A 7,252-nucleotide genomic window follows, 5' to 3' on the forward strand; every position below is an offset into this window, starting at 1 on the left:
CGAGCCGCTCGAGCAGCCATTTGCTGGCGCGCGCGAGCGCGGCGTGGGCGTCGCGCAGCTTGGCGCCGGTGGTGCCGAACGCCGGATCGTTGGAGGTCTCGACCTGCTTGATGGTGGCGGCGAGTTCGTCGAGCAGCGCCCACACCGAGGCGCCGCCATTGGCGCCGAGCTTGCGGGTGACGAGGTCGATCGACTGGATGCCGTTGGTGCCTTCGTAGATCGAGGTGATGCGGGCGTCGCGGTAATGCTGCGCGGCCCCGGTCTCCTCGATGAAGCCCATGCCGCCATGGATCTGGACGCCGAGATAGGCGACCTCGTTGCCGACGTCGGTGGAGAAGGCTTTCGCGATCGGGGTCAGCAGCGCGCCGCGTGCGGCCGCGTCGGCACGGACCTTGGCGTCCTTGGCGCGGACCGAGACGTCGAGCGCGACCGCGGTGGCGTAGCAGATCGTGCGCGCCGCCGCCGTCATGCTGCGCATCTGCATCAGCATGCGCTTGACGTCGGGATGCACGATGATCGGATCCATCCCGTCGCCCTTGTGGCCGAGCGCCTTGCCAATAGCTTTTCCTTGGCGGCGCTCCTGCGCATAGGCCAGCGCCTGCTGATAGGCGCGGTCGGCAATGCCGACGCCCTCGAGGCCGACACCGAGGCGCGCCTGGTTCATCATCGTGAACATGCAGCGCATGCCCGCATTTTCCTCGCCGATCAGGAAGCCGATCGCGCCACCCTTGTCGCCCATGGTCATGGTGCAGGTCGGCGAGGCGTGCATGCCGAGCTTGTGCTCGACGCCAGAGGCATGAATGTCGTTGCGCGCGCCGAGCGATCCGTCGGCATTGACCAGGAATTTGGGGACAAGGAAGAGAGAAATGCCCTTGGTGCCGGCAGGCGCATCGGGCAATCGTGCGAGCACGAAGTGCACGATGTTGTCGGTCATGTCGTGCTCGCCATAGGTGATGAAGATCTTGGTGCCCTTGATACGGTAGGTGCCGTCATCAGCGCGTTCGGCGCGGGTGCGCAGCGCGCCGACGTCGGAGCCGGCATTGGGCTCGGTGAGCTGCATCGTGCCGGTCCATTCGCCGGTGACGAGCTTCTCGAGATAGATCTTTTTCAGTTCGTCGTTGCCATGGGCATCGAGCGCCTCGATCGCGGACAGCGTCAGCAGGGGGCAGAGGCCGAACGCGACATTCGACGCGCTCCAGATCTCGGTGCAGGCGGCGTTGATCGCGAGCGGCAGGCCCTGGCCGCCGAACGCTTCCGGCCCCGACACCGCGTTCCACCCGGCCGCGGTCCAGCGCTGATAGGCGTCTGGCCAGCCCGGCGCGGTCGTCACCTTGCCGTTGTCGAGCTTGATGCCGTGCTCGTCGCCGACCTTGTTCAGCGGCGCCAGCACATCGGAGGCGAACTTGCCGGCTTCTTCCAGTACCGCAGCGGTAATATCGCCGTCGAAATCGCCGTAGTGGCCGGCTTCGACGGCGGCGGCGAGCCCTGCGCCGTGATTGAGGGACAGCAGGATATCGTTGATCGGTGCGCGGTAGGTCATGGCGTTACTCCCGACGAGGCGTTTGGAAATTGTCTTCCCATGAAACCGGCGGCCTCTCAACTGTCCGAGCGGACACCGCGCGGTCTGTTTCGGTCGCCGCGGCGTCGGCCCCATGGAAAGAGCGGCGGCATCAACCTGCGGCTTTCCTGCCTTTTCGATCGCCGCCCTGTTGAAATGGCCTGTTGCACCCTATAGACCGACGTTGCCCTCGATCGGCGCGTTGGGGCGTAGCCAAGCGGTAAGGCAGCGGATTTTGATTCCGCCATTCGGAGGTTCGATCCCTCCCGCCCCAGCCAGCAAACAAGCTGTTGATTTCGATAGAAGAATCGATTTCTCCCGATCGAGTCTCTGCCGGCATTCGGGGCGGGCTGGGGCCGGCTGTCTGGAAATCTGTGCCGCTTTCGTTTCCATGCCGGTTGGCGACAAGCCCCGAGTCGCCCCGAGATGCATGTCGACGGGCGATCGACTCACGAAATAACGACGGATTTGACGTGGCGAATACCAAGAAGGCCCGCGCCGCTGTTGGCGCGAAGAAGAAAAGCAAGGGATCGGTGCGCTCCGGGATCTCATCTTCCTCGCCCCTCGGCATGCTGGCACTCCACCTCCTCGAGCAGTGGAAGAAGTCCGGCCGCGACGGCATCGTTTTCCTTGCCGAGAGCGAGAACCGGGCTGAGCGCCTCGGCAGCGTGCTCCATTCGCTCGATCCCTCGCTCGAGGTGCTGGTGTTCCCGAGGCTGAATACCTTGCCCTTCGACGGACTGGAGCCGTCTCGCGAGATCGCCGGCCGTCGGAGTTCGGTGCTGCGGCGTCTCGCCAGGAGCAAGAAGCCGGTCTTCTTGGTGTCTACGGCGGAGGCGATCATGGAGCGGCTGCCGTTGCCCGCCAGTTGGGCGCGCCTCAGCATCAGCCTGAAGGTGGGGGCGGACTATTCCGAGCAGGATCTCAAGGATCGTCTGGAGGCTCTCGGCTACGATCTCGACGAAGAGGCGGATTTTCCCGGGAGCGCGCTGTTCCACGGCATGACGTTCGAAGTCTTTCCCGCCGGCGCCCTCGGGCCGTTCAGAATCGAACACTCCGGCGGCGTGATCCGCAGGATCGCCGGCGTCGATCCGGACGAGCACGACGTCGTCTTCGACGCGCAGGAACTGCTGATCGACCCGATGTCCGAGCGGATCGCGTTGGGAGGCAAGCGGGCACAGCGCGCAGCGCTGCCGGATTATTGTGATCGCGCCCACTGGATCGCGGACGCCGGCGTGTCGGGCCATGCCGAGAGCTGGCTGGGCACGATCAAGGAGGCAGCCGGCCGCAGGGAGGCGGAGCGCGAGTATCTCGGGCCCGGCGACTGGAAGCGGCTGACCAAACGCATGAGCGCGCTGCCACGAAAGGCGGCGTTCACCCCGACGCCCGATTTCTCGAAGGTCGCCTCGTCACGGAAAGCTCTCCGCGCATTCGTCGCCGACACCGAGCGCGCCGGGTCGCGGCTGTTGTTGGTCGCGGCGGTGGAGGACGACCTGCGCGCGATGGAGCGGATGAGCGGCATCAAGGCGGAACGCTGTGCCGATTGGGACGAGGCAGCGAAGGGGCGGGGTGGCGAAGCGGCATTGCTGGCTGACTTCGACACCGGCTTCATCGGTTCTGGCCGCAAGCCGCTTGTCGTCGTGACGGCGACCGACGTGCTCGGCAGCAGGGCGCATCATCCGCAGCCGATGGCCAAAGCCTGGGGCGCGGCCTTCGAGCATCCCGACGTGCCTGAGCGGGGCGCGGTCGTCGTCCATCTGCAGCGCGGGCTGGCGGTGCTCGACGGCTTGCAGACCTACGACATGGGGAAAGGATCATCCCGCGAGATGATCAGGCTGGCATTTGCGGGTGATGATGCGGTGCTCGTTCCACCCGCCGACCTTGCGCTGATCTGGCCGTATGCAGCGGAGCGCGGCAGGCTGACATTGGACCGGGCCGATGGAAGCACGTGGTGGGCGCGCCGCACCGAGGCGGAGCGGGACATTCAGGTTGCCGCCAAGCAGCTTGCCAGGCACATCGCGCAACGACGTCGCCGGCGCGCGCCCAGGCTGGTTGCTCCCGGTCCGGCATACGAGCGGTTCGTCGCGCGCTTTCCATATTTCACGACGGTCGACCAGGCCAGGGCGATCCGGGACGTGCTGGATGATCTTGCGTCAGGTCATCCGATGGATCGGGTCGTCTGCGGCGACGTCGGATTTGGCAAGACCGAGGTCGCGTTGCGCGCCGCGGCCGCCGTTGCCCTGTCCGGCAAACAGGTCGCCATCGTCGTGCCGACGACCGTTCTGGCCAGGCAGCACGTCGCGACGTTCCGCAAGCGGTTCGCGCCGCTTGGCATCGAGGTCGGAAGCCTGTCGCGAGCGACGTCGGGTCAGGAGTTGCGGGAGACGAAGGAGGGCTTGCGGAGCGGCAAGATGAAGGTGGTGGTCGGCACCCATGCGATCGCATCCAAGGACGTGAAATTCGCCAAGCTCAGTCTGGTCGTCGTCGACGAAGAGCAGCATTTCGGTGCGGCGGAGAAAGCGAAGCTCTCGGGCCTGGCGAAGGGCGTCCATACGCTCTGGATGAGTGCCACGCCGATCCCGCGCACGCTTGCGGCAGGTCTCGCGGGCTTCAGGGATCTCAGCGTGATCGCATCTCCGCCTGTGCATCGGCTGCCGGTCGTGACCAAGACCGCGCCGCTTTCGGACGCGGCCATTGCCGCTGCATTGCTGCGCGAGCAGCGACGTCACGGCCAAAGCTTCCTGATCTGTCCGCGCATCCAGGATCTGGAGCCGATGCTGGCGCGGGTGCAGGCGGTTGCGCCGGAGCTTCGCATCGTTTGCCTGCACGGCAAGCTGCCTGCCGACGAACTTGACGACCGAATGATGAGTTTCGTCGAAGGCGAGGCGGACGTGCTGCTCGCGACCAACATCGTCGAAAGCGGCCTCGACATTCCCCGCGCGAACACCATCGTGGTCTGCTGGCCGGAAAAATTTGGCCTGGCACAACTCCACCAACTCAGAGGTCGGGTGGGACGCGGCGGAACGCGCGCCTTCGCCTATCTGCTGACCGAATCCAGTTCGGAGCAATCCGGCAAACGTCTGGCCGTTCTGGAGGAGTTCAGCAGGCCGGGCGCCGGTTTCGCCATCAGCGAGCGCGATCTCGATCTCAGAGGCGCCGGGGACCTGCTCTCCGAGCAGCAGTCCGGCCATGTGCAGGTGTTCGGGCCGGTGCTCTATAGCCATCTTCTCAAACAGGCCTCGGAGAAGGCCAACGATCGGGCCGCCGATCTGTGGGTTCCCGATCTCAACCTTCCGCTCGCCGATTTGCTGCCGAAGAGCTACGTGCAATCGGAATCCATGCGTCTTGAGATCTATGGCCGTGCCGCCAGGTGTCGGAGCGAGGACGATCTGGAAGATCTAGAGGAAGAGACCTCTCGTCGTTTCGGCAAGCTGCCGCCGGCAGCCCGCGATTTCTTCGCGGCGGCGAGGCTCAGGATCGACTGCAAGCGGCGCGGGATCGTGAGGCTCGACGTCGGGCCGGAGGCCGTCGCGGCGACGTTCCTCCCTGGAAGGCTGCCCAAATCGAGGGCACGGTCGCTCCAGCGCGACGGCGATCGCATCTTCTATTCAGACAACACGCAGGCGCCGCCTTTCGAGCGGATCGACGATCTCATGGACATTCTGGACGAGTGAGACGCGACGATGCGGCGGCGGTCCCGATTCTGTCGCGTGCGCTGACATCTCAGTGACATCTAGCTTCGCTACTGGACATCGCTCGTGATCCGTTCGCTGTCCTTTGGCCTGCTCCGAGCAATCGGAATGCCCCCCTTCCAGGCCCGAGTCGGCGGTATCCGAGGCGGGCTATCTCGTTCAGATGCCGGTATTTTTGGGCCCAAAAGACAGGCAGGATGGCGGAATCAGCCGCTCCGGGATCGTCCCCCAACTTTCGCTTCCTCCGTAGGACTACCCGTTTTGCACACCGTTCCGCCCGGTGTTGCCCAAATTTGTGCCCGCCAACGGTAACTTAGATATTAGATATACATATCAATGGCTTGCGATGGCGTCGCAGTTCAAGTGTCCGTGATATTTGTGCAACATTTGCCCGAAAACAGCCGCAACTCCTCCCCAACCGAGCGGTCTTTTGTTGCGTGATCGGGGGCCTTCTGTCTCATATGGAACTGCGACGGAGGGGGGCATCCCAAGGTCGTCCCGTTTTAGGTGGTTCGCTTAAGTCCCTCGCGTTCATGCGGGTGTGTCCGAAGGCGCGAAGCGACTGAGCGGGTTTAAGGGACAAAGGGAACCAACCTGAGGGTGTTTTACCCGGCGGATCCGGAACCTTCCCTGAGATAGAGCAACTTGGAGGTTTAACATGAAGATGGTTAAGAGCCTTATCCTCGGCTCGGCGGCGGCTCTCGTCGCGGTCGGCGGAGCTCAGGCGGCCGATCTTCCCGTCAAGGCCAAAGCGGTCGAGTACGTGAAGGTTTGCTCCCTGTATGGTCCCGGTTTCTACTACATCCCGGGCACCGACACCTGTATCAAGCTGGGCGGCTACCTGCGCGTGGACGTTCTCGCGAACACCAACTCGGACAACACGGGCAACACCTCGGGCGCTGGCGGTGCGGGCAACCGCTTCACCAACGGCTACACCTGGCGCTCGCGTGAAGACCTGAACATCGATACCCGCACCGCGACCGAGTACGGCGTGGTCCGCACCTTCTTCGATGCGACGTTCTCGTGGACCTCGGACACCTACGCCGGCCAGGGCAACGGTGCGACCGTTTACTCGCCGATCGGGACGTTTTCGGCTCCGAACAACGCCAACTCGGGTGCTGTCGCTGGTGGTACGGTCGGCGTCTACTACGCCTTCATCCAGTTCGCCGGCTTCACCATTGGTAAGGCGGTCTCGCAGTTCTCGGCTCCGTGGGCCAACTATCCGGGCAACAACTTCGACGGTCTTGTCGGCGGCGGCGGCACGATCACTGGTGTGAACCAGTTCACCTACACCGCGCAGTTCGGCAACGGCGTGTCGCTCTCTCTGTCGGCGCAGGATCAGTCGGCCTACTATCAGGCTGGTGTCTTCAACCTCGGCGCGCCGGTCACGATCGCTCCTCCCGGCGCGCTCGGTATCGTCGGCGTCAGCGACTATGCTGGCACGGTTGCTCCGGACCTCGTCGCGATGCTGCGCGTCGACCAGGCTTGGGGTCTGTTCCAGGCGTCGTTCGCGGCGCATGACAACCACGTCGCTTACTACGGCGGCAACGAGTTGACCGGTCATCCGGACGACAAGTGGGGTTGGGCAGGTCAGTTGGCCTTGTCGATCAAGAACATCCCGACCGGACCTGGTGACACCATCAACATCCAGGGCGTCTACACGGACGGTGCGACCCGCTACAATATCCAGGATCTCGCCGGCTCGGCTGGTGCCAACACCGTCTTCGGTAACACCGGTATTCCCGGCGCCTACCAGAGCATCGGCTTCGGCTTTGCGCCGGACACCGTGTTCGTGACCGGTGGCTCGCAGCAGTCGGTCAAGACCTGGGGTATGCGCGGTGCATACGTCCACAACTGGAGCCCGAACTGGAACACCAGCATCTACGGCGCTTACGCTGGTGTCCGCTTTAACGACACGTCCAAGGGCTACATCTGCGGTCCCGGTCGTACCGGCATCGGTGGTACGTTCCAGCCGCTGCTAGGCGGCGCTGCGGCCCTGACC

The 7,252-nt window shown here is 64.4% G+C and carries 3 protein-coding genes and 1 tRNA gene; 3 read left to right on the forward strand and 1 reads right to left on the reverse strand.

Annotation, left to right across the window (positions count from 1 at the left end):
- Positions 1–1,540: acyl-CoA dehydrogenase family protein (locus tag H8A92_RS38880; protein ID WP_229200563.1), on the reverse strand; the 1,540-nt coding region annotated here is incomplete at its 3' end.
- 221 nt (positions 1,541–1,761) lie between these two features.
- On the opposite strand from H8A92_RS38880, the gene H8A92_RS38885 reads away from it, so the two are divergent.
- The 3 genes from H8A92_RS38885 to H8A92_RS38895 all read left to right on the forward strand — a co-directional run.
- Positions 1,762–1,836 (forward strand) — tRNA-Gln (locus tag H8A92_RS38885).
- 291 nt (positions 1,837–2,127) lie between these two features.
- Positions 2,128–5,232: a DEAD/DEAH box helicase gene (locus H8A92_RS38890; RefSeq protein ID WP_229200565.1), complete on the forward strand. Its 3,105-nt coding sequence runs from the start codon at positions 2,128–2,130 to the stop codon at positions 5,230–5,232.
- A gap of 676 nt (positions 5,233–5,908) precedes the next feature.
- A partial coding sequence (locus tag H8A92_RS38895) for a porin (RefSeq protein ID WP_229200564.1) occupies positions 5,909–7,252 on the forward strand: 1,344 nt, incomplete at its 3' end.

Source organism: Bradyrhizobium acaciae (genome assembly GCF_020889785.1).
Lineage (GTDB): Bacteria > Pseudomonadota > Alphaproteobacteria > Rhizobiales > Xanthobacteraceae > Bradyrhizobium > Bradyrhizobium acaciae.